This window comes from Actinobacillus indolicus, assembly GCF_004519515.1.
Lineage (GTDB): Bacteria > Pseudomonadota > Gammaproteobacteria > Enterobacterales > Pasteurellaceae > Glaesserella > Glaesserella indolica_A.
Map to the genome: position 1 here is coordinate 1794204 of NZ_CP038145.1, position 22713 is coordinate 1816916.

The 22713-nt window shown below is 38.6% G+C and carries 21 protein-coding genes; 11 read left to right on the top strand and 10 right to left on the bottom strand.

What is annotated here, in order from left to right; all coding sequences use genetic code 11:
* Positions 1 to 31 precede the first annotated feature (31 nt).
* From EXH44_RS08935 to EXH44_RS08970, 8 genes are read left to right on the top strand one after another with little or no spacing between them, the layout of a single operon-like run.
* Complete coding sequence (locus EXH44_RS08935) at positions 32 to 709, top strand: acylneuraminate cytidylyltransferase family protein (RefSeq protein WP_135674537.1); 678 nt, start codon at positions 32 to 34, stop codon at positions 707 to 709.
* Positions 706 to 1911: a flippase gene (locus EXH44_RS08940; RefSeq protein ID WP_162857155.1), complete on the top strand. Its 1206-nt coding sequence runs from the start codon at positions 706 to 708 to the stop codon at positions 1909 to 1911. Before EXH44_RS08935 ends, EXH44_RS08940 begins: the two co-directional genes overlap by 4 nt.
* Entirely contained in the window at positions 1908 to 2834 is a 927-nt protein-coding gene (locus EXH44_RS08945) for a glycosyltransferase family 52 (protein ID WP_162857156.1), read from the top strand. Before EXH44_RS08940 ends, EXH44_RS08945 begins: the two co-directional genes overlap by 4 nt.
* Before the next feature lies 1 nt (position 2835).
* On the top strand, positions 2836 to 3615 hold the full coding sequence (locus EXH44_RS08950) for a glycosyltransferase family 25 protein (RefSeq protein ID WP_162857157.1): 780 nt from the start codon (positions 2836 to 2838) through the stop codon (positions 3613 to 3615).
* 1 nt (position 3616) lies between these two features.
* The gene (locus tag EXH44_RS08955; RefSeq protein WP_162857158.1) at positions 3617 to 4804 is read left to right on the top strand and encodes a hypothetical protein; all 1188 of its coding nucleotides are present in this window, start codon (positions 3617 to 3619) and stop codon (positions 4802 to 4804) included.
* Positions 4797 to 5681 (top strand): glycosyltransferase family 2 protein, encoded by an 885-nt coding sequence (locus EXH44_RS08960; RefSeq protein ID WP_162857159.1) that lies wholly within the window; start codon positions 4797 to 4799, stop codon positions 5679 to 5681. The genes EXH44_RS08955 and EXH44_RS08960 overlap by 8 nt, the downstream gene beginning before the upstream one ends.
* Positions 5681 to 6481 carry a glycosyltransferase family 2 protein gene (locus tag EXH44_RS08965; RefSeq protein ID WP_162857160.1) on the top strand — a complete coding sequence of 267 codons (801 nt, stop codon included), beginning with the start codon at positions 5681 to 5683 and terminating at the stop codon, positions 6479 to 6481. Before EXH44_RS08960 ends, EXH44_RS08965 begins: the two co-directional genes overlap by 1 nt.
* Before the next feature lie 38 nt (positions 6482 to 6519).
* Entirely contained in the window at positions 6520 to 7107 is a 588-nt protein-coding gene (locus tag EXH44_RS08970) for a Maf family protein (RefSeq protein WP_162857161.1), read from the top strand.
* Here EXH44_RS08970 and holA read toward each other — a convergent pair.
* The 5 genes from holA to EXH44_RS08995 form a co-directional block, all read right to left on the bottom strand.
* Positions 7100 to 8122: a DNA polymerase III subunit delta gene (gene holA / locus EXH44_RS08975; protein WP_162857561.1), complete on the bottom strand. Its 1023-nt coding sequence runs from the start codon at positions 8120 to 8122 to the stop codon at positions 7100 to 7102. The two genes, EXH44_RS08970 and holA, sit on opposite strands and share 8 nt — an antisense overlap.
* Before the next feature lie 4 nt (positions 8123 to 8126).
* Positions 8127 to 8621 (bottom strand): LPS-assembly lipoprotein LptE, encoded by a 495-nt coding sequence (locus EXH44_RS08980; RefSeq protein ID WP_162857162.1) that lies wholly within the window; start codon positions 8619 to 8621, stop codon positions 8127 to 8129.
* Positions 8622 to 8682: 61 nt separating this feature from the next.
* The gene (gene leuS / locus EXH44_RS08985; RefSeq protein ID WP_162857562.1) at positions 8683 to 11268 is read right to left on the bottom strand and encodes a leucine--tRNA ligase; all 2586 of its coding nucleotides are present in this window, start codon (positions 11266 to 11268) and stop codon (positions 8683 to 8685) included.
* Between the two features lie 154 nt (positions 11269 to 11422).
* Positions 11423 to 11647 carry a sulfurtransferase TusA family protein gene (locus tag EXH44_RS08990; protein WP_162857163.1) on the bottom strand — a complete coding sequence of 75 codons (225 nt, stop codon included), beginning with the start codon at positions 11645 to 11647 and terminating at the stop codon, positions 11423 to 11425.
* Positions 11648 to 11657: 10 nt separating this feature from the next.
* Positions 11658 to 12695 (bottom strand): YeeE/YedE family protein, encoded by a 1038-nt coding sequence (locus tag EXH44_RS08995; protein WP_162857164.1) that lies wholly within the window; start codon positions 12693 to 12695, stop codon positions 11658 to 11660.
* Between the two features lie 390 nt (positions 12696 to 13085).
* On the opposite strand from EXH44_RS08995, the gene thrS reads away from it, so the two are divergent.
* Together thrS and EXH44_RS09005 are read left to right on the top strand one after the other, a co-directional pair.
* Complete coding sequence (gene thrS / locus EXH44_RS09000; RefSeq protein ID WP_162857165.1) at positions 13086 to 15017, top strand: threonine--tRNA ligase; 1932 nt, start codon at positions 13086 to 13088, stop codon at positions 15015 to 15017.
* A gap of 299 nt (positions 15018 to 15316) precedes the next feature.
* Complete coding sequence (locus tag EXH44_RS09005) at positions 15317 to 16264, top strand: acyltransferase (RefSeq protein ID WP_244238761.1); 948 nt, start codon at positions 15317 to 15319, stop codon at positions 16262 to 16264.
* Between the two features lie 77 nt (positions 16265 to 16341).
* On the opposite strand, the gene grxD is transcribed toward EXH44_RS09005, so the two are convergent.
* The 3 genes from grxD to EXH44_RS09020 form a co-directional block, all read right to left on the bottom strand.
* The gene (gene grxD, locus EXH44_RS09010) at positions 16342 to 16668 is read right to left on the bottom strand and encodes a Grx4 family monothiol glutaredoxin (RefSeq protein WP_157394119.1); all 327 of its coding nucleotides are present in this window, start codon (positions 16666 to 16668) and stop codon (positions 16342 to 16344) included.
* Positions 16669 to 16750: 82 nt separating this feature from the next.
* Positions 16751 to 18421: an energy-dependent translational throttle protein EttA gene (gene ettA / locus EXH44_RS09015; protein ID WP_162857166.1), complete on the bottom strand. Its 1671-nt coding sequence runs from the start codon at positions 18419 to 18421 to the stop codon at positions 16751 to 16753.
* A gap of 166 nt (positions 18422 to 18587) precedes the next feature.
* The gene (locus EXH44_RS09020) at positions 18588 to 19370 is read right to left on the bottom strand and encodes an outer membrane protein assembly factor BamD (protein ID WP_162857167.1); all 783 of its coding nucleotides are present in this window, start codon (positions 19368 to 19370) and stop codon (positions 18588 to 18590) included.
* Positions 19371 to 19506: 136 nt separating this feature from the next.
* On the opposite strand from EXH44_RS09020, the gene rluD reads away from it, so the two are divergent.
* Positions 19507 to 20484: a 23S rRNA pseudouridine(1911/1915/1917) synthase RluD gene (rluD, locus tag EXH44_RS09025; RefSeq protein WP_162857168.1), complete on the top strand. Its 978-nt coding sequence runs from the start codon at positions 19507 to 19509 to the stop codon at positions 20482 to 20484.
* A 39-nt stretch (positions 20485 to 20523) separates the two neighbouring features.
* Here the strand turns inward: rluD and EXH44_RS09030 are convergent, their stop codons facing one another.
* Entirely contained in the window at positions 20524 to 21231 is a 708-nt protein-coding gene (locus EXH44_RS09030) for a YwiC-like family protein (protein ID WP_162857169.1), read from the bottom strand.
* A gap of 10 nt (positions 21232 to 21241) precedes the next feature.
* Complete coding sequence (locus EXH44_RS09035; protein WP_162857170.1) at positions 21242 to 22651, bottom strand: ABC transporter ATP-binding protein; 1410 nt, start codon at positions 22649 to 22651, stop codon at positions 21242 to 21244.
* Positions 22652 to 22713: the final 62 nt, after the last annotated feature.

Sequence of the window (22713 nt, forward strand, 5' to 3'; positions counted from 1 at the left end):
TTTATTTTTAATGATACAAGCGGTCAGATTTATGAAAAAAATTGCAATTATTCCGGCCAGAGCAGGCTCAAAGGGAATTAAAGATAAAAACTTACAATTAGTCGGCGGTGTTTCGCTTGTTGGGCGTGCTGTGTTAGCTGCAAAAGAGTCAGGGATGTTTGATCTGATTGTGGTGACCTCTGATGGTGATCGTATTTTACAGGAAGGAGAGAAATATGGTGCGACTGCGGTTCATCGCCCTGTAGAACTGGCACAAAGCAATACAAGAACTATTGATGCTGTTGTACATTGTTTGGAAACGTTAAATATCCGCGAAGGCGTTGTGGCGCTGTTCCAACCAACTAGTCCACTTCGCAATGCGTTAGATATTCGCAATGCGATGGAAATCTTTTTAGGTGGAAAAAGTAAGTCTGTGGTATCGGCTTGTGAATGTGAACATCACCCTTATAAATCTTTCACATTAAATGGTGATGATATTAGCCCAATTAATGAAATTAAGGATTTTGAAGCGCCTCGTCAGCAATTACCGAAAGCATATCGTGCTAACGGTGCAATTTATATCAACGATATTGCAAGTTTACTGCAAGAAAAATATTTCTTTATTCCGCCTGTGCGCTTCTATTTAATGCCAACGTATCGTTCTGTCGATATTGATACGACATTAGATTTACAACTGGCAGACAGCCTGATTGAGAAAGAGATGTCATGAAAGCGCTCAAAGATAGTGCCATTTATTTAATCGGAGAACTGACTTCAAGGGCAATGCCATTTTTGTTATTGCCCTATCTATCTCGGAAATTAGGCCCAGAAGGATTTGGTGAATTAGCTTATTACCAAACCTTTCTGGTTTTGTTTTTTCTGATTGTGGGATTAAGTCAGGAAGGGGCTGTCACGCGCTATTTTTATGTATATGGTAAACGTTCACTGAATTTAGTCGTGAATACGGGATATGCCTATACGTTATTTATGGGCGGGCTGATTTTAATCGGTTGTTGGCTAGCACAGTCAGAAATTTTAGTTTATTTGGCATTATCTGCCATATTCCAATCCTTCTTTACGGTGCAATTAAGTATTCGACAATGCCAAAAGCAAGCGATTCCTTATGCGATTATTCAGTTTATTTCAAGTTTAAGTTCGGTCGTGTTTACTATTTTAATGCTTGAAATATATCAAACAGATTTAGTTGAAAAACGAATTATCGCGATTTTGTTAGGTTATATTACCGTGTTTCTTGTTTCTTATGCTCTATATAGTAAAAAAATTCGCCATAAGAAATTTAAGTTTGCACAATATAAATTAGCATTGCTCTATTTGTTGGCGTTTGGTGTTCCATTGATATTTCATAATGCCAGTTTATTTTTAAAAGGTCAGTTAGATAGAATTTTTATTTTCCATCAATTTAGTGAAGCAGAATTAGGTATTTATGCGATGGGGGCGCAAATCGCATCGATTTTTATGATTGTATTGCAAGCCTTAAATAAAGCGATGGTTCCTCATTTTTTTGATGGTTTAAAACAGAAAAGAATTACAATAAAACACGTACATAAATGGGCTTTTTATGCCCTTTGTTTTGTACCTGTACCTGCATTGATTATGTGGCTAATTCCTGAAGATCTTGTTGTTTGGGTATTAGGTGCCCAATTTATGGGGACAAAATATTATATTGTGTTATTCCTGATTTCAACGACGTTAATTATTCCTTATTTTATTTTGGTAAATTACTTGTTCTATCATGGAAAAAATAAATTTATTGCATTTTGTTCGGTCTTATCTACCATTATTTATGTGATAAGCTTGATAGGATTGACCTATACGAATATACAATATATTCCTTATGCATCTATCTTGGGATCTATCGCTATTATCCCAATTTTATATTTGATTACCAACCGAGTTAGTAAAAGCGTATGAATTTAATTATTTGTTATACACCATTACAAGTATTATTGGCTGAAAAGATCATCGATTTATATCCTAACGAAAAGTTTTATGGGATTATGCTTTGTTCGGTACAAAATGCAAAGTTTGACTATTATGCAAAAAGACTTACTCAAAAATGTAGCCAGTCTTTTGTGATGAAACAGAGTACAGATCGCTTTAATTTATTAAAAGAAATCGCCTATTTAAGAATTAAATTTTTAGGTAAATCTTTTGATAAAGTCTTTGTGGCCAGTATCAATGATATTCAAATTCAATTTATCTTAAGCTCAACAAAGTTTAATGAGTTTTATACCTTTGATGATGGTACAGCAAATATTGCAAGTAATAGTGTTTATTATGTTGATGAGCCTAAAACAGCAATTCGTCGCTTAATTAATACCTTATTTTGTAATAAGTATAGTGTGGCAAAATTAAAAGCATTATCTCAAAAACATTATACAATTTATCAAGGTTTACCGAATATTATTCAGAATACAGAATATGTAGATTTGTTCGGTAGCCGAGAGGCAAAAGAAGCCGATGGTGAAGTAATTAATATTTTGCTGGGACAACCTGTTTATTTAGATAAACAGAAAAACATTGATCTTGCAGAAAGAGTCATTAAGCAATTCAATATACATGCTTATTTACCTCATCCTAGAGAACAATATACGTTAGATAATGTGCAATATATTGATACCCCACTTATTTTAGAAGATTATTTAGCGCAAGAATTTAAAGATAAAAAATGTTGTATTTATACTTATTTTAGTAGTGCAGCATTAAATATTAAAGATAAAAGTCCCAATATTGATGTCGTTTCGTTAAGAATTCATGTGGAAAATCCTGATTTTATTCAGGTTTACGATCTCTTAGCGAATGCAGGTATTCAAGTGATAGATATTCGAGAATAACATGAAAAAATATTTAATCTCTTTAGATAAAGATAGCCATAGAAGAGAACTCTTTTTTACTCAACCGAATACTGCGGATTTTACGGTATTTTCTGCATTTAATACCATGAATGAAGATGAGCAAAGTTTATCTACACGCTTTAATTTATCGGATTTTACTGAAAAATATGGCAGAAAGGTGACAAAAGGGGAAGTGGGGTGTACTTTAAGCCACTTAGGTGTTTATCAACAAATTTGCGATGATGAACGAATTCATGATGATGAATATAATTTAATCTGTGAAGATGATGCGCTTTTTAATCAAGATTTTCAGGCAAATCTTGAGAAAATTTTAGCGACTCAGCCATCTGCAGATATATTACTGGTTGGTCAATCTAAAATTGCGACGTTTGATGATACAGAACTCGAAATTAATTATCCAACCACATTTGCATTTTTACAGAAGAAAGTGACCGCTTGTCCATTTGCTGTCGTTTATCCTTATAAAAATTATTTTGCAGGAACAGTTGCTTATTTAATCAGAAAATCAGTTGCAAAAGCATTTTTAGCACAAGTTAAAAAACATGGATTACCTTATTGGTTAGCGGATGATTTTATTTTATTTGGTGATCATTTTGGATTTGATATTCAGGTAGTTCGTCCCTTAATGGTGATAGAAAATCCAAACTTAAATAGTAATTTAGAAGCTATTCGTGGATCCATTTCACATGGGTTTATGACTAAATTAGCAAAATATCCATTAAAAAAATTATTAGCAATTAAGCGTAATTTAGGAAAATAAAATGTCAGCGTTGGTTAATTTATTTTATATTTACGATCCATGGCTATTTCATTTTTTCCGCATGGCATTTTTTTGTGGGGTTATTTCTTTATTTTTTTTAGCATATAAAGTTTATAAAAAAGAGATAAATTATGGGATTTCATTACCCATAGATAGTTTTATCGCGTTGATTTTATTAATTGCAGTCAGTGCCGTTCCTATGCTAGCTCACGGTACTTATGAAGTTTATGCGGTTGGAATGTATATCAAAGCCTTAATTCTATTTACTTTTGGGGTGGGGATCTACAATCTATTTTATCGTAGGGGAAATGGGCAAGGATTAGTTATTCGAGATCTTAAAATTGGTATTATTATTCAGGCGATTGTGGGTTTTCTGGCTTTAGCTGGAATGCCTTTTATTATTGAAGGTGTACTCAAAACGCATGCTTTTTTACCACGTTTCTATGGTTCAGAGCAGGAATATCGTTTATATAATATAACTTCAATGGCGTTCTTCCAATTAAGTTTATTTTATGTATTTTTATTGCATTTCTTGCTTGCGTATAATGCAAAACATAATAATATCCATAGCATTTTTATTTTCTTGATGCTATTTATTGGATTAATTTCAGGTAGAACATTTCTATTTATCTCATTATTAAGTATTTTACTTTATTTTAAATGGCGATATTTACCCTCACTCATCTTATTTGGGGTAATCTGTCTCTTTTTAGCCTTTAACTTTGCGGATAATAAATATGTAGAACATGCTTTAGAACCTTTAATTAATCTTATTCATGGAAAGGGAACTGTTAGTTCATCTACTGATACCTTGGTTCAAAAACACCTATATATCCCAGAATTAAAACAAATTCTTGTAGGAGATGGGCGTTATTTTTATCCAGAAGGTGGATACTACGGAAAAACAGACTCTGGTTTTTTACGCCAAACATTATATGGTGGGTTTATTTATCTTTCTGTGTGCTTCTTGTTTATGTGTTACTTTGTACGAAAAGTAGCAATAAATTGGTTTGATGGTAGCTGGAAGTTTATTTTATCTACATTATTTATTCTTTCAGTATTGAATGTGAAAGCGGATTCCTATGCTTTCCCTGGGATTATGTTAGTGTTATTAATGTTTTTATCTTTATTTGGCAATGAAGGTAAGAATAAAATTTTATTTTTAAATAAAAAGACAGAAAATGTTTAGTATTATTGTTCCTTCTTATAATCGAAAAAATGAAATTCCTGCTTTACTGGCTAGCTTGGAATATCAAACAGAATATAATTTTGAAGTAGTTATTGTTGATGATCACTCTACTGAGCCAGTAGAAATTAAACATCTCTATCCATTTCCTGTAAATGTGATTAGAAATGTTCAGAATTTAGGTGCGGCAGAAAGCCGTAATGTCGGGGCAAGAGCGGCTAAAAATGATTGGTTACTCTTTTTAGATGATGATGATCGTTTTGCACATCAAAAATGTGAAATACTCGCAAAAGCAATCAATGAAAACCTAACGATTAACTTTATTTATCATCCTGCTGAGTGTGTCATGGTGAATGAAGGTTTTACTTATTTTACTCACCCTTATGAAAGTGAAAAAGACATAACGCTGGATAATATTTTATTAGGAAATAAAGTAGGCGGAATGCCGATGATCGCGATTAAAAAATCATTTTTCTTTGAAGTCAATGGATTATCGACAGATTTGAAATCTTTAGAAGACTATGATTTTATTTTAAAAGTGATTTCGCATAACGAGTTTAAACCAAAATATGTTGCTGAAGCTCTAACAACTTGTACTTTCCATACTAAACGAGAAAGTGTATCGACAAATACACAAAATACGGAATTTGCGATTGAAGAAATTAAACAAAAATATGTAAAAACAGATATTCAACAAAAAAACTTTGCTTTTAATTCATTATATATGCTTTCTTACCCACATATCATGAATTTATCTCGAAAAGCAGCTAGTTATTATTGGCAGATGTTTTTACAAAGCAAAAATGTAAAATATATTGTGATTGCATTAATTACATTTATTTCTCCTAAACTTGCAATCAATATGAAAAGGTTTATCTAATGAAGTTTTCCGTATTAATGTCCTTATATTTTAAGGAAAAACCAGAATATTTAACCGAATGTTTTGAAAGTTTAAAAAATCAAACGGTTCAAGCGGACGAAATAGTTGTTGTATTTGACGGCGCAATTACCCCTGAATTAGAACAAGTTGTGCAAAATTTTGCGGAAATCTTACCGCTTAATATCGTTAGACTTGCTCAAAATCAAGGGCTAGGAAAAGCACTCAATCACGGCTTAACCCATTGCAAAAACGAATGGGTATTCCGTATGGATACGGACGATATTTGTATTCCAGAACGTTTTGAAAAACAGGTTGCATTTGTTGAGCAAAATCCCGATACCATTATTTTTGGCGGACAAATTGCTGAGTTTGGCTCAGATATTAATGATATTGTCAGCTATCGTCGTGTGCCAACAGAAACCAAAGCTATTGTAGAGTTTACACAGAAACGTTGCCCGTTTAATCATATGACGGTCGCCTACCAAAAAAATGTAGTGCTTGAATGTGGTGGCTATCAGGACTTACAAGAAGATTATTATCTCTGGATTAAATTGGTCGCATTAGGCAAAAAAGTAGCGAATTTACCCGAAGTTTTGGTTTATGCCCGTGTTGGAAATGGCATGGTCGGTCGCCGTCGTGGTATCGCTCAGGCTAAAGCAGAATGGCGTTTGTTTAAATTAAAACACCGAGTGGGTATGCAAAATGTTGTTTCAGGTTTGATCACTTTTACTATGCGAGTGATACCGAGATTATTACCAACAACCTTACTTACTCATTTTTATAAATTACTTCGTAAATAAAAATGCCTTTCGAGGCATTTTTGCTATAAGGAAAACCGATGCTTAAACATATTTATCTTGCATCAAATAGTCCACGCCGTTGGGAGTTATTACAAAATTTAGGGGTAGAGTTAACAAAACTAGCAGGGGAGATTGATGAAACACCCAATCTTAACGAAGAAGCAAAATCTTACTGCTTACGCATTGCATTAAATAAAAATCAGGCTGCACAAGCGGTAAGATTAGCGAAAAATCTTGCAAATTTACCTATTTTAACTGCAGATACTACGGTTTCTATTGATAAGCAGATTTTGGGAAAGCCTGTTGATGAAAATGATGCTTATCGAATGTTAAAACTGCTTTCAGGAAGAACTCACCAAGTATTTACCGCTATTTGTGTTAGTTTTAACAGCGAATTATTTTCGATAGTTCAAGCTAGTGATGTTACCTTTAGAACATTAACCGATGAAGAGATTTGGAATTATATTCGAACAAAAGAGCCGATGGATAAAGCAGGTGCTTATGGTATTCAAGGTTTGGGTGGTATTTTTATTACGCATCTTTCGGGCAGTTTTACTGGGGTAATGGGCTTACCAATTGCAGAAACAGCAGAACTACTTCAAAAATGTAGCGTGAAAATCATCTAAATTTAAGCCCGAAGCGTTCGATCTCTTGCCAAATATCATCACTAAATTCTTGTTTTACCTGTTTTTCCAATTCAGCAAGGGATTGAATGAGTTGATAGAGTTTACGGTAAGTTAAACGTTGTACTGCAGCTTGATAAAACCCACGGCGGTTTTGCCATACTTTCAAACGGTCAAATTCGGCTCGTAAATTACTGCTATATAAAGGTTGGTGACTATTAAGGAGCGGCTGTGGTGAACGTGTCATTTCAAGCAATAAGAGTAGTTCTTTTTGTACGATACGTAATAGGACCACGGGTTGAACTTCTTCGTTTTGCAGATGATTCAGTACACGTGATGCACGATTGATTTTGCCTTCTAATAAGGCATCAACCCATTGGAATGGGGTGAATTGTGCCGATTGTTCGATCACTTCTTTTGCTCGGTTTAATCCAATCTTTTGTTCAGCAAAGCGAAGTTGTAGCATCTGCAATGCTTGTTTTAGGGCAAGTAGATTGCCTTCGTAACTATAACAAAGTAATTGAATTGCTTCAGGATCGAGCTGTAATTGCATTGCTTTAGCTCGGTGTTGTAACCAAATAGGCAATTTGCTGATGTCAGGTGTCTGGCAATTTACTAGTAGAGCATTCTCAAGCTGAGTAAACCAATCTTGCTTCTCCATCGCTTTAGTTAACTTTGGTTGATGCAGAACAAAGATCAAATCAGTATGAGAAAGAGCCAATAGTTCAGACAACTGTTTTTGCTGTGCAATTGTTAGGTTTTCAGGGAGATTAAGAATCAGAATTTGACTGTTAAAAAACAGACCGTTGGACTGAACAAGGCCAAACAACGTATCCCATTGGGTATCATTGGTAATGGTAAATTCTTGCTTTTCATCAAAATCGTGTAAACGAGCGGTTTGCACGATTTTATCTTTAGATTCATCAATCAATAAAAGATCCTGCCCAGTCAATAAATAAAATGGCTTTAAGCCTTTATTGAGAGCAGGTTCTAATCCTTCTGAGAAAATACGTTGCATCATCTTATTTCGTATTGGCTAGCTCTTTTTGTAATCCAGCAATTTTAATTAACAGCTGGCGAGAGGCTTGTTCATACATTTGACGCATAATAGATTCTTTTTCTTCCGATTTTGCTAACGCAGCTCGAGAATCATCAAAGAAGGTGCGGTGAATACTGGTTTCAATCGGATATGAGCCTTTATTTGGAACAGTAACAGTTGCTTTTACCGTTAGACTTAAGATTTTTTCTGCTTCACGAGCTTGTTTAAATACTGATGCCACTCGAGAGCTACTTTCTGTCGCATTTAAGCGTAGATTCGCAACATTCGCCGCTTTTGGCACAATGTTAATGTTCGTTAGTAACATTTCATTTCGTAGTGCACGAGACATATCGCTATATTGATCGGCACTTTCAAAACTGAGAGTTCTTAATTCTTCAGGAAATAATTCGCTATTTTTAAAATGCCAGCCACAAGCAGTCAGAAATAGAACAAATACGAGAGAGAGTTTTTTTAACATAATTTATCCTTATGCTTTAGTTAGCACGAGCGAAATACTCGTGCCAACATTAAAGAACACGTTAGCCTTTCACTGCAAAGCTCAACATCTTAAACGGCACATAGATCTCTTTCACGATTTCTACGCCTTCAAGATATTTCGCCACATTTTCATCGGCTTTCGCAATCGCCTTGACTTCATCTTCCGTTGCGGTTGCAGACACGGTAATTTTACCTCGCACTTTACCATTTACTTGCACCACAACGAGTTTTTCATCTTCTACCATTGCTTTTTCATCTGCCACCACCCAAGGTGCAAAGTCGATTGAACCCTCATTGCCTAAGGCTTGCCATAGTTCAAAGCAGATATGCGGGGTGATTGGGTAGAGCATACGAATCACCGCATTTAATGCTTCAGCCATCACTGCTTTGTCTTGATCATTAGCAAGCGGTGCTTTGGTGAGCTTATTCATCAATTCCATAATTGCCGCAATCGCAGTATTGAATGTTTGGCGGCGACCAATGTCATCACTCACTTTCGCAATGGTTTTATGTACGTCACGGCGTAAATCTTTTTGTTCTTTGCTTAATGCCGTAGGATCTAATGCAACAGTGGCCGGCGATTGTGCATACTCATAAGCCAAGTTCCAAAGACGACCTAAGAAACGTTTCGCCCCTTCTACGCCAGACTCTTGCCATTCTAATGTCATTTCCGCTGGGGAAGCAAACATCATAAATAGACGCACTGTATCCGCACCATATTTTTCCACCATTTCTTGTGGGTCAATACCGTTGTTTTTCGATTTTGACATTTTGGTCATACCGCTGTGTACCAATGCACGCCCTTCTTTGTCAAAGGCTTTCAAAATACGCCCTTTTTCATCACGTTCAACGGTCACTTCTGTTGGTGACACCCAAATACGTTCATTGGTCGGGCTGGTGTAGTAATAAGCGTCTGCTAACACCATACCTTGACAGAGTAATTTTTCTGTCGGTTCATCGCTGGTCACGAAACCTGCATCACGCAGTAATTTGTGGAAGAAGCGGAAGTAGAGCAAGTGCATTGTTGCGTGTTCGATACCGCCGATATATTGATCCACAGGTAGCCAGTAGTTTGCTTCTTCTTTGTCTAACATACCTTGTTGATATTGTGGTGACGCATAACGTGCATAATACCAAGAAGACTCCATAAAGGTATCGAAAGTATCTGTTTCTCTCAACGCTGGCTGACCGTTATAAGTGGTTTTCGCCCATTCTGGATCTGCTTTGATCGGGCTTTTCACGCCGTCCATCACCACATCTTCAGGTAACACCACAGGTAAATCTTGCATTGGTACAGTCACAGTTTCACCGTTTTCAAGGGTAAGCATTGGAATTGGCGCTCCCCAGTAACGTTGGCGAGAAACACCCCAGTCACGCAAGCGGTAATTAACTTGACGTTTACCGATCCCCATTCCTTCTAATTTATCCGCAATGCCTTTGAAAGCACCATCAAAATCTAAACCGTTAAATTCTGAAGAGTTAATCAATTTACCATGTTCAGTCATTGCCGCTTTGCTGAAATCCCATTCAGAACCATCAAGCGGTGCGATCACCTGTTTAATTGGTAAATTGTATTTTTGAGCAAATTCAAAATCACGCTCATCGTGAGCAGGCACAGCCATTACCGCCCCAGTGCCGTAGTGCATCAACACAAAGTTAGCGACCCAAACAGGAACTTCTTCGCCTGTTAATGGATGAATAGCAAACAACCCTGTTGCCATACCTTTTTTCTCCATTGTGGCAATATCTGCTTCCGCCACTTTGGTATTTTTCGCTTCTTGAATAAAGGCAGCTAATGCAGGATTGTTTTCTGCCGCAAGGGTTGCTAATGGGTGAGCCGCAGCCACTGCCACATAGCTCACACCAAAGAACGTATCCGGACGAGTAGTGTAAACAGGCAAGGTTTGATCAGTGCCTTTTACTTTAAAAGTAATTTCAACCCCTTCAGAACGGCCGATCCAGTTGCGTTGCATGGTTTTGACTTGATCCGGCCATAACGGAAGACGATCTAAGTCATTTAACAATTGCTCCGCATAATCAGTAATTTTAATAAACCATTGTGGAATTTCTTTTTGTTCCACTGGAGTATCACAACGCCAGCAACAGCCTTCGTGAACTTGCTCATTCGCTAACACCGTTTCATCATTCGGACACCAGTTGACTGTTGAGGTTTTCTTATATACCAAGCCTTTTTTATACAATTCGGTGAAGAACCATTGTTCCCATTTGTAGTATTCAGGCTTACAAGTCGCAATTTCACGATCCCAGTCAAAACCAAAGCCCAATAACTTGAGCTGACCTTTCATATATTCAATATTTTCATACGTCCATTTTGCTGGTGCGGTTTTATTTTTTACCGCAGCGCCTTCTGCAGGCAAACCGAATGCGTCCCACCCCATCGGTTGTAACACATTTTTGCCGTTCATACGCTGATAACGAGAAACCACATCTCCTATCGTATAGTTACGCACGTGCCCCATATGCAGACGACCTGACGGATACGGGAACATAGATAAACAGTAATATTTCGGTTTGCTTTCGTCTTTAATTGCTTTGAAAACTTTATTTTCAGCCCAGTATTGTTGAACTTTAGGTTCAATCGCACTTGGATTGTATTGTTGTTGCATCATTTTTGACCTTTAAATTTCATCGAAAAAATTGTGCTATAGAATAGCGTAAAAATGGGGATTTTTGAAATGAAAGCGGTAGGATTTTGGGGATTTTTTGCAAAAGAAGAGATAAATGTGAGTACAAATGGTAGTACTCACATTTAATTAAGAGTTATGCTTTCTGAATCACAATTTCCCAAGCTGCATCATCTACCTGAGCAAAATGAGTAACTGGATAACCATTTTCAGCTGCCCAACGGGGTAAGTTTTCGGTGGCTTCAGCACAGGTAAATTGAATTAGCAATTCATCGCCAGTCTCCAATTCAACGATTTTCTTTTTGGCTTCCATTAATGGAAAAGGGCATAAATGTCCATTCGTATCAAGTATATAACGCATAATGTTCTCCTTAATTGATTTGTTTTGTTGGTCGGACGTAAACGAAATAACACATAATCCATACACCAACCATAATGAAAAAGAGCGATATCCAACCTTTAGCACTCATCACGGCAGTTGCCGTTAAGCCATTGCCGATAGTACAACCACCCGCAAGGGAAGCACCGAAGCCCATCAATAATCCACCGACTACACTATTACGGAAGGTTTTGAGATCAGGCATTCTCCATTTAAATTCACGGCTGCCTTTTGCGGCAATATAAGATCCAAGCATAATCCCTAATACAAGGAAAACACCCCAGTTAATCCGTTTCATTTCGCCGGTGGTTAAAAACATCACAATGTTTGCGGAAGGGCCAGTGATACCTAAACCAGCCGTTTTGCCATCTAAGCCATTGACCGCCCAAGCGGCAAAAGCGAGCAAACCAACCAAAATACCTGCAACAAATGGATGTAATTTTTTCTCAAAAAGATAATGACGAAGCCCTGTATAACGAGCAGGCAATGTTGCCATTTTAAGCGTCGGTTTGCTCAGGATTTTATATACGCCAAAAGCCGTTACTACAATTAATAACGCCACAAGCCACCAAACCGAAATCCCTAATGTCGCAGCAAGATTTTCATTCATCTTGCCGTATTGTCCCATTGCCTTCGTGAAATCGCTTAATGCACCAAATCGCATAGCTGCTGCACTAATCATATACATAATCAATGCCACCCAACTGCTGATTAAGCCTTCTCCTGCGTGATACCACGTTCCTGTCGCACAACCGCTGGCAAGGATAATACTAATACCAAATAGAATCGATCCAATCACAATGGAAAACAGCGAGAAATCTTTATAAGGCGAACCGATGTAACCAAGTTCCATCAAGGTTAAAACACCAATGCTTTGCACCGAAATGGCGATTAACAAGGCATAAAACATTCGATGATTTTTTGCAAGATACATATCTCGAAAACCACCGGTTAAGCAGAAACGAGAGCGTTGAAAGACAAAGCCAAGTAATCCGCCGATTAGCAAGGCTGAGAGAAATGACCAAAACATAACTAAACCTTAGTATAATGTGAAAGGAGATTATATTTTAAGCAAACGTTTTCTTCTGTCAAAATGCAAAATGTTATTTTGTGATGTTGTTCACAAAATAATTGGAGATACTGAAAATGACATTTTTTTGTGTTAAAATACACCCGCTTTTTCGTCCGCCCGATTGTGAGGGCGAGTAAAGCAACTTGCAAAAAATTTTGAAAAACTGACCGCTTGCAAGCGGTCTTTTGTTTTGAAAAATTTACGAATTTACCCGTAGGGACACATTGCATGTGTCCGTTCCATTTTATATTGATGGTATTTAGCGGACACACGCAGTGTGTCCCTACGGTAACAACATAAACTAACATGTAACCTTTCGTATGGGTTACCACTGTATAAGGATTAACAATGCCAATTATTACTTTACCTGATGGCTCACAACGCCAATTCGACAATCCCGTTTCTGTGATGGAAGTGGCTCAAAGTATTGGTGCAGGTCTTGCGAAAGCAACGATTGCAGGGCGTGTAAACGGTGAACGCCGTGATGCTTCTGACATTATCAGCGAAGATGCTACCCTTGAAATTATTACCGCAAAAGATGAAGACGGTTTAGAAATCATTCGTCACTCTACAGCACACTTACTTGGTCACGCTATCAAGCAGCTTTTCCCGAACGTGAAAATGGCGATCGGCCCGACAATCGACAACGGTTTCTATTATGATATTGATTTAGACCGCTCTTTAACGCAGGAAGATCTTGATGCACTTGAAGCACGTATGTTGGAACTGGCGAAAACCAATTACGATGTGGTAAAAAAACGTGTGAGCTGGCAGGAAGCGAGAGATACGTTTGAAAGCCGTGGCGAGTTGTACAAAATGGCGATTTTGGACGAAAATATCAGTAAAGATGATCGTCCGGCACTTTATCATCACGAAGAATATATTGATATGTGTCGTGGTCCACACGTGCCGAATATGCGTTTTTGCCATCACTTCAAATTACAAAAAGTGGCAGGGGCATACTGGCGTGGCGACAGCAAAAATAAAATGTTGCAACGTATTTACGGTACGGCGTGGGCGGATAAAAAACAACTTGCCGACTATTTACACCGTTTAGAAGAAGCGGCAAAACGTGACCACCGTAAAATCGGTAAAGCGTTAGATTTATACCATATGCAAGAAGAAGCGCCGGGTATGGTGTTCTGGCACAATGACGGCTGGACGATTTTCCGTGAGCTTGAAACTTTCGTACGTACCAAATTAAAAGAATACGATTACCAAGAAGTAAAAGGTCCGTTTATGATGGACAGAGTGCTTTGGGAGCGTACTGGTCACTGGCAAAACTATGCGGATTTAATGTTCACCACCCAATCAGAAAACCGTGAGTATGCAATTAAACCAATGAACTGCCCAGGTCACGTTCAGATTTTCAATCAAGGCTTAAAATCTTACCGTGATTTACCAATTCGTATGGCGGAGTTTGGTTCTTGCCATCGTAACGAACCATCGGGTTCATTACACGGTTTAATGCGTGTGCGTGGTTTTACTCAAGACGATGCACATATTTTCTGTACAGAAGAGCAAATTGAAAGTGAAGTAACCAGCTGTATCAAAATGGTTTACGACATTTACAGTACCTTCGGTTTTGAAAACATTGCCGTAAAACTTTCAACACGCCCGGAAAACCGTATCGGCGATGACGCTATGTGGGATCGTGCCGAAGAAGGGCTTGCAAACGCATTACGCAATAACGGCTTGGAATATGAAATTCAAGAGGGTGAAGGTGCATTCTATGGTCCGAAAATTGAGTTTGCCTTACGTGACTGTTTAGACCGTGAATGGCAATGTGGTACGGTGCAATTAGACTTTGCTTTACCGGGACGTTTAGATGCCTCTTATGTGGCAGAAGACAATGGTCGCCGTACTCCAGTGATGATCCACCGTGCGATTTTAGGCTCAATCGAGCGTTTCATCGGTATTATCACCGAAGAATACGCAGGCTTCTTCCCAGCATGGTTAGCCCCAACCCAAGTGGTGGTGATGAACATTACCGACAGCCAAGCGGAATACGTTCAACAAGTGGTGAAACAACTTTCTGACGCAGGCTTGCGTGTGAAAGCAGATTTACGCAACGAAAAAGTCGGCTTTAAAGTGCGTGAACACACCTTACGCCGTGTGCCATATATGCTTGTTTGCGGTGATAAAGAAATCGCTGAAGGCAAAGTGTCTGTGCGTACTCGCAAAGGTGCGGATTTAGGCACATACAAAGTGGAAGAGTTTGTCGAAATGCTCAAAAAACAAGTACGCGGACGTGAGTTGAAGTTACTTGGGGAAGAGTAGTTCTCTTTGCAAAAAATAGATAGAAAAACACCGCTTGAGGGCGGTGTTATTTCCAGATATAACCAAATATTGCTTTATCTTTATTAAGAGTAGGGGCAGACTGATGATCAATCAATCAATCAATCAATCAATCAATCAATCAATCAATCAATCAATCAATCAATCAATCAATCAATCAATCAATCAATCAATCAATCAATCAATCAATCAATCAATCAATCAATCAATCAATCAATCAAAGAGTATATTGGCTTGACGCAGTAAGAGCATTAGCGATAATTTTTGTTGTTTTTACTCATATTCATGAACAAGTAGGTGTTAGTTCAAATATATTAAAAAGCATCTTTTACGATATTGATCGTTTGGGTGTTCCATTGTTTTTTATGCTTTCTGGTGCGCTTATTTTACCTAAAGTAGTTAATACCGATATACTTTCTTTTTATAAAAAACGAATTCCTCAATTTATTATCTTGCTTTTTATTTATTCATTTCTTACGACATTAGTCCATAAGTTAACTGTTGGTATCCCATTGCTGAAAAGTATTCAGGATAGCTTCAAATGGCATAATGGGCTATATCCAGCCAATATAGGTTCAGCAATTCAGCTATGGTATATGTATTCCATTATTGGTTTATATTTAATAGCTCCATTTCTTGCTAAATTATTAGATAGATTAACGAATAAAGAAATCATTTTGTTTTTATTCATTAGTGTCTTGCTAACTCAGTTTAAAGATACGGCTATACAGGGCTTTAGATTAAATATAGATATTCTTCCTCGTATTGGAACTAATATGATGGGAGCATACCTAAACTTTTTCATACTCGGATATCTTTTAATTCATCGAAATATTAAATTAAGTATTTTAAGTTCTTTTCTGTTATTGATTGTCCCAATAATTATATCTCTAATAAGAGAAATTCATAAAAATGAATTTATTGGCGGGTTACATTGGTATAGTTCATCATTACAAATTCTATTATCTAGTATAGGTTTGCTCAGTTTATTAAGGATTTATTTTGAGAATAAAGCTAGAAGTAAATTTATTGAATTTTTATCTGTTTATTCTTTTGGTGTTTATTTACTTCATTATATTTTTATATACATTTTTAAATCTATAATTGATTTTTCATCACTCAGTTTTACAGCAAAACTGATGGCTCTTTTTATTCCGAGTTTTATCTGCTCTTACATTTTTGCTTGGTTATTATCTAAACATCGGATTACAAGGTTCTTTGTTATGTAGGAATTAGCTCCTTGTCTATTCTGCCTTGTAAAAAATAGATAGAAAAACACCGCTTGTTAGCGGTGTTTTTGATCTGATTAAGCAGGATGTCTTTCAGCAACTTCTTTTAATAACGCTTGTAATTCGCCTTTTTGGAACATCTCAAGCACGATGTCACAACCGCCGATTAATTCACCCTCTACCCATAATTGTGGGAAAGTTGGCCAGTTTGCGTATTTTGGTAGTTCTGCACGAATATCTGGGTTAGTTAAAATATCAACATAACCAAAAGGCACTTGGCAGTTGATTACCGCTTCTACTGCACGAGCAGAGAAACCGCAAGATGGGAATTTTGGTGAACCTTTCATATAAAGTAGAATTGGGTTCTCGCTGATTTGTTTTTGGATTCTTTCGATAGTTTCCATTGTTTGTCCTTATTTTTAAATAGTTAACTTTTTCTATTATAAGGGCAGAGTGATATATCTGCCCCTACGGAATAATGTTTAATTACTTCGCAATACGCTTATATTTCATACGATGTGGTTGAGTGGCTTCTGCACCAAAGGTTTTCTTTTTCCACTCTTCGTAGTCTGAGAAGTTACCTTCGTAGAAGGTTACTTTACCTTCATCACCGTAATCTAAAATGTGGGTGGCGATACGGTCTAAGAACCAACGGTCGTGCGAGATAACCATTGCACAGCCAGGGAATTCTAAGATCGCATTTTCTAACGCACGCAAGGTTTCAACGTCAAGGTCGTTGGTTGGTTCGTCTAATAATAAGACGTTTCCGCCCGCTTGTAACAATTTCGCAAGGTGTAAACGACCACGCTCACCGCCTGATAATTCGCCGACACGTTTTTGTTGATCCACGCCTTTGAAGTTAAAGCGTCCAACATAAGCACGGCTTGGAATTTCAAAGTTGCCGATGGTTAAAATATCTTGTCCGTTTGAGACTTCTTCCCATACGGTTTTTTTGTCGTCCATTGCATCACGGAACTGATCTACAGAGGCAAGCACCACCGTTTCTCCCATCACGATTGAACCGCTATCTGGTTGTTCTTGACCTGAAAGCATACGGAATAAGGTTGATTTACCTGCACCGTTCGCCCCGATGATCCCCACAATCGCCCCTTTCGGAATGCTGAAAGATAAATCGTCAATTAAAGTACGGTCGCCATAAGATTTAGTTAGGTTACTCACTTCAATTACTTTATCCCCTAAGCGTGGACCAGGTGGAATAAAGAGTTCGTTAGTTTCGTTACGTTTTTGATATTCGCCTGAATTAAGCTCTTCAAAGCGTGCCATACGCGCCTTGCTTTTTGCTTGACGACCTTTCGGATTTTGGCGTACCCATTCCAACTCTTTGGCAATGGATTTTTGGCGAGCATTTTCCGTCGCTTGTTCTTGCTCTAAGCGTTTCTCTTTTTGCTCTAACCAAGAAGAGTAGTTACCTTCCCAAGGAATACCTTCACCACGGTCAAGCTCTAAGATCCAGCCTGCCACGTTGTCTAAGAAGTAACGGTCGTGGGTAATTGCTACTACCGTGCCTTCATAGTCGTGTAAGAAACGCTCTAACCACGCCACCGACTCTGCGTCTAAGTGGTTGGTTGGTTCGTCTAATAACAACATATCCGGTTTTTCGAGCAACAAACGGCAAAGTGCCACACGGCGGCGTTCACCCCCTGAAAGATGTTCGATTTTAGCGTCCCAATCCGGTAAACGTAACGCATCTGCCGCACGTTCTAACTGGTTATCCAAATTGTGACCATCGTGAGCTTGAATAATCGCTTCTAATTGTGCTTGTTCAGCTGCAAGTTTGTCGAAATCCGCATTTTCATCGGCATAAGCTGCATAAACTTCATCTAAACGAGTGAGTGCATTTTTCACTTCTGAAACCGCTTCTTCAATGGCTTCACGTACGGTTTGTTGCGGATCTAATTTTGGCTCTTGCGGAAGATAACCGATTTTGATCCCGGGTTGTGGACGAGCTTCCCCTTCGATCTCTTTATCGATCCCAGCCATAATGCGTAACAGGGTAGATTTACCTGCACCATTTAAACCTAACACCCCAATTTTAGCCCCAGGGAAGAAGCTCAATGAGATGTCTTTCAAAATATGACGCTTCGGCGGAACGACTTTTCCGACACGGTGCATCGTGTAAACAAATTGTGTGGACATATACATTCCTTTTCTGACAAAAATTGTGGGTTATTTTACTTGAAATTAGCTTGAGAGGGAATCTGAAAAGTACAAGCGGTGAGATTTAAGCAAAAATTTGCGAATCACAATAGGGGAGATAAAAAATAGCTAGCGTAAATACGCTAGCTATTTTATGTGTCAGTAATTAGAACTGCTCACCATAAGCAGGTTTAGTCGCTTCTGGAAATTCTTTATTTTTATTCGCTTCAATCATTGCTGCGACTTTCTGTGCAGAATCTTGAATACCCATCGCTTCAAAAGATTGTTGTAATAATGGTAACGCTTCATTTGTTGCACGGCTATCTGGATAGAAACGGAGCATTTCTTCTACACGGTTAGCAACAGCAACATAGGCATCGCGTTCCATATAGTATTCAGCAATTTTTAACTCGTGTTCTGCTAAACGATTTTTTAAATATGCCATCCAGTTTTGTGCATCTTGTGCATATTGACTCTGTGGATATTGTTGAACGAGTGTTTGGAAGCTACCGTAAGCATTTCTAACACTTTCTACTGCACGAGAAGAGCGATTTACGCTAAAGAAATCTTGAATCCAGTTATCGCCTAGACGAGCGTTACTTAATGCTGCAAGATAATAAACATAGTCCATACTTGCACTGTTTGGATAAGCTCGAACAAAGCGTTCCGCAGCATCTAATGCTTTATAATATTCACCTAATTTATAATTTGCATAAATTAAGCTTAGTTGTACTTGTTCACCATAAGCTCCTTGAGCTGCACGTACATCTACGGCATCTAAATAACGAATGGCATTCGTATAATCACCTTCTTGAAGGTATGATTGCCCTTGACTATAAAGATCTTGAGCAGGAATACCTGCAAATTCATTTTCTTTAGAAGAGCTAGAACAACCTACGATTAAAAGTCCAGCAAGAACAAGTGATGCTACGGAAGATAATTTACGCATAATGATTTTACCTATAAAAAGTGTCTGCGAGCTTAAAGTTAATGTACAATGCTATATGACTCGGCATTGTTTGCAAAGTTCATACAAAATGCCTGTATTTTACAATAAGAAAACATAATTTGGAATTTTATCATTAATGACTCAACAAATTACTTTACAAACTGAAGTGACTTCAGATTTATTAGGCGCAAGGTTAGACCAAGCTCTTGCGCAATTATTCCCCGACTATTCACGTTCACGTATCAAAGTCTGGATCGAAAATGATCAGGTGTCTGTGAACGGCAAAATTGTGAACAAAGCACGTGAAAAAGTCTTTGGCGGAGAATTGATTGAAATTCAGGCAGAAGTCGAAGAAGAAGTACGATTTGAACCGCAAGATATTCCGTTAAATATTGTCTATGAAGATGATGATATTTTAGTGATCAATAAACCAGTAGATTTAGTGGTTCACCCAGGGGCGGGTAATCCTGATGGCACGGTACTGAATGCGTTGTTACATCACTATCCGCAAATTGCCGAAGTGCCACGTGCAGGTATTGTGCATCGTTTAGATAAAGATACGACGGGGTTAATGGTGGTGGCTAAAACGATTCCTGCACAAACCCATTTAGTCACAGCACTACAAAAACGTGAAATTACCCGTGAATATGAAGCGGTTGCCAGTGGTATTATGACCCAAGGTGGAAAAGTGGACGAACCAATGGCTCGCCACCCGACCAAGCGTACTGCTATGGCGGTACATCCAATGGGTAAACCTGCCGTCACCCATTATCGCATTATGGAACGTTTCCGTAATTACACGCGTTTACGCTTACGTTTGGAAACGGGCAGAACCCACCAGATTCGTGTTCACATGGCGCATATCGCCCACCCATTGTTAGGCGATCAACTTTATGGCGGTCGCCCACGCCCACCGAAAGGCGCAACACCAGAGTTTTTGGACGTATTGCGTAATTTCAAACGCCAAGCGCTACACGCGACTATGTTGCGTTTACATCATCCGATTACCGGTGAATTAATGGAATGGCATGCGCCGTTACCGGATGATTTTGTTGAATTAATCCATGCGCTCAAAGCAGACTATCAGTTACATAAAGACGAGTTGGATTACTAAAATTAAATGTGGTTGTAGGGCGGACTGTTGTGTCCGCCTTTAAACACAAAGCCCCAGTACAAAGATAGCCACAACCGCAAATTCCAACATCCCCACCTGTTTAATGTTTAAATTTTGCTTCGGCACAATCACGGCTCGTAGTAAGCCAACCAAATAAGCAAAGGCAATGCCGTAATCGCTCATTGCCACATAGCTTAACCCCAATACAATATGCACGGCTAAACTGAGTTGACGATAACGGGGATTTTTCCGCTCCCTTGCTACGCTTTTAACATAGAAGGTTGTAGCAATAAAAAACAGCGTAGGGTGGAGTAGGATTGCAAAATTATATTGTTGAGTCGCCAAATAGAAACTTGCCATACCGATCACGCCGAAGGTTAAAATACCAGCGATGTCGTTCATTAAATTGCGTTCATCTTTCTGTTTTGCATAATGAATTTGCACCGCAACAAGCGGTAAGATCGGCAATAAAAATTGCAAAACGGAAAATTGAGTTAATAGTAGCGGAAAGGCAAAAAGGGCACTGATGAGTGCATAAATCAACGCCCAACGCTTATATTTTTCGTTATTTTTCTTACTGAAAATGGCTAAAAACGGATAAGAAAAAAGATAAATAAACAGCCAGTTTAGCCCTAACCAAAGATGTGCCGTTACCCAATGGCTTTCAAAAATGCCGTAAAGAAAAGGCACGAACGCCATAACTAAAGCGCCGTGCTGATTTGAAATGATCGGTTTTTCTTTGAACATAGTCGGTGATTTAGAGATAGTTTTCAAGATTAATCACTTTATCACAACTTCGTTCAATCAAAAACGGATCGTGGCTGACAATAATTAATCCGCAATTTCTCGCTCGGCATTGCTCAATCAGCAATTTGATCGTTTCTTGTTGAGTAATCGGATCTAAGCGAGAAGTCACTTCATCGGCAAATAGTAGCACTGGTTCAAGTAGCAAGGCTCGTAAAATTGCAACCCGTTGCAACTCGCCACCCGATACGTTATCGGCGTTGCGTTGCAGAATGTCAGGCGACAGTGCGAGCTGTGCTAATAGAGCTGGAATTTGTGAACGGTCAAGATGATGATGCTCGATCACATCGTCCAATAATTGTTGCAAGCTCACATTCGGTGCAAAGGCTTCGGGCGGATCTTGATACAATTTTAGCACTTGATGTTTTTTATGGCTGTGGCTATGCCAAATCACTTCGCCCGATTGCGGTTTGAGTAGTCCGCAAAGCACATCGGCAAGGGTGCTTTTGCCTATGCCACTGTGTCCGACAATGCCTAAAATTTCGCCTTGGTGTAAATCAAAAGAAAGCTGTTTGAACAGCGTTCTTGTTCTCCGTGCGACCGTTAAATTTTTGACAGAAACAAGCGGTGTTTTAGGCGTAGAATGTTGCAAATCCGCCAAAGGTTGCCAATGTTGCGGATCTGCACCGATTAAGGCTTGAGTATAAGGGGCTTGCGGTTGGTTTAGTAGTTGTTCCGCTTCGCCTTGCTCGATCAATTTGCCTTTTTTCATAACAAAAATGTAGCCACCGAGAGCGGTCGCCACTTCAATATCGTGGGTGATCGTCAGCAAGCCACCGCCTGTTTCATAGGCTTGTTTCAGCAAGTTAATCACTTCCGCTTTGCTATTCGGATCAAGCCCTTTGGTGGGTTCATCGGCAAGCAGAATTTTCCCCCCTGATGCGGTCGCTATCGCAAAGGAAGCTCTCTGTGCCATACCGCCTGAAAGTTGGTGTGGATAGCGTTGTTGAGCTTGAGATAAACCCAGTTGAGTTAAAGAAATCTCGCTCGCTTTTTCCGCATTCTTTTGGCTTAAGCCAGCGACAAAACGAAAACTTTCCCACAGTTGTCGGCTAATTCGCATCAGTGGGTTTAATGAACGGCGTGGCTCTTGGGGCAACATCACTAAGGTTTTGCCCCAAAGAGATTGCAAGCGGTCGGATTGCCCGTCTATTTTGCAATTTTCCACCACAATCTCACCGCTTGCGGTTAAGCCTTGTGGTAACGCCCCCATAATTGCTTGAATTAATAGGCTTTTCCCTGAGCCTGTTTCGCCTAAAATGGTGATGTTTTTGCCACGTTCAAGACAAAAGCTGATCGGCTCGACCAGCTCAATGCCATCGAGTGTTTGAACAGTGACGTTAGTTATTTTGAGTAATGACACGGTGTTTTCTCTGTAAATGTAGCGACACACTGTATGTGCCTAAAAACGATGTAACTTGATGA